Annotated in this window: 1 protein-coding gene, 2 rRNA genes and 1 pseudogene; all 4 read left to right on the forward strand. The window is 42.3% G+C overall.

What is annotated here, in order from left to right; genetic code table 11:
- A 23S ribosomal RNA gene (locus tag BGP78_RS20675) occupies positions 1-152 on the forward strand; the annotation flags it as partial.
- Positions 153-294: 142 nt separating this feature from the next.
- Positions 295-409 (forward strand): 5S ribosomal RNA (rrf, locus tag BGP78_RS20680).
- A 217-nt stretch (positions 410-626) separates the two neighbouring features.
- Positions 627-1,151, forward strand: a complete 525-nt coding sequence (locus BGP78_RS20685; protein ID WP_119863168.1) for a winged helix-turn-helix domain-containing protein — start codon at positions 627-629, stop codon at positions 1,149-1,151.
- Positions 1,111-1,326, forward strand: a pseudogene (locus BGP78_RS22785) (IS630 family transposase); the annotation flags it as partial. The gene BGP78_RS20685 and the pseudogene BGP78_RS22785, both read left to right, overlap by 41 nt.

Consider the following 1,326-nt stretch of genomic DNA (forward strand, 5'->3'; position numbering starts at 1 on the left):
ATCTAAGCGCGAAGCAGGCCTCGAGATGAGTTCTCACTAGAGCTATAAGCTCTCTGAAGGGCCGTTGGAGACTACAACGTTGATAGGCTGGGTGTGGAAGCATGGTGACATGTTAAGCTAACCAGTACTAATTACCCGTGAGGCTTAACCATACAACGCCAAAGTGGTTTATAAGCGACAGAAGTTAGTGTTTACTAAAGTAGCGTTTTACAAGAATTAGTTATAGATTGACTAATATTTATCAGAATTCCAGATTTAGTTGGCTTGCAGTAGCGAGTTAACACACCAGATTTGCTTGGTGACAATAGCGTTTTGGACCCACCTGACCCCATGCCGAACTCAGAAGTGAAACGAAACAGCGTCGATGATAGTGTGGCAGTTGCCATGTGAAAGTAGAACATTGCCAGGCATTAAATTAGAGAAACCCGTTGCAGAGATGCGACGGGTTTTTTGCATTTGGGGTTTAGGGAAAGGGACTTGAGAAAAATGGGGATTAGGAAGGGATTTCAGGTCGCCATGCATGAAGGATAATGAAAAGAATGGACCCTGAAATGAATTCAGGGAGACGGTAGTCTTATACCAATCTGCTTAAGTTTGTGATCTAATATATGTACACGGATTAAAGCATGCTCACTTATATGGATTTAGATACATCTAGAAAGCTTTTAGCACTATCTCGAAGAGAATCAAATGCCAGAAAGCGTATTCGATTACTCGCAGTATCCTTATTTTTAGAAGGTGAAAACCGAACCAATATTGCCAAACGTTTGAATACTGCGAGAAGCAGTGTTAATAAGTGGGTATCAAACTACTTAAGTAAAGGCTTAGAAGGACTTGATAGTAAGCCGATACAAGGACGCCCAGCTAAATTAACACCAAGCCAACTCGAACTCCTTTCAGCTCATATAATTCAGTCAGCCAATTCTTCGGATGGAGGGCGGCTTACAGGCGAAGACATTGGGCACTATATATTTATCCAATTTTCAGTTCGTTACCACTCAGACCATATATACAAACTCCTCAAGAAGCTAGGGTTTAGCTGGATAACGAGCCGTTCAAAACACCCCAAACAATCACGAGAATGCCAGGAAACTTTTAAAAAACTTCCTATTGGAAACGATCCTTCACACCCCTGGGCACCTACCTCTTGAGCGAATTGATGTTTGGTTTCAAGATGAAGCTCGTTTCGGTCAACAAAACCAAACAACACGTTTGTGGGCTGCGACAGGCTCAAGACCTCGTGCAGTAAAGCAGCAACAATTTGAGTATGGGTATCTATTTGGTGCTGTCTGCCCTGAAAATGGCAAGACAGAAGCATTAATAACA

Origin of the sequence: Pseudoalteromonas sp. MSK9-3 (genome assembly GCF_003590335.1) — a bacterium.
GTDB lineage: Bacteria > Pseudomonadota > Gammaproteobacteria > Enterobacterales > Alteromonadaceae > Pseudoalteromonas.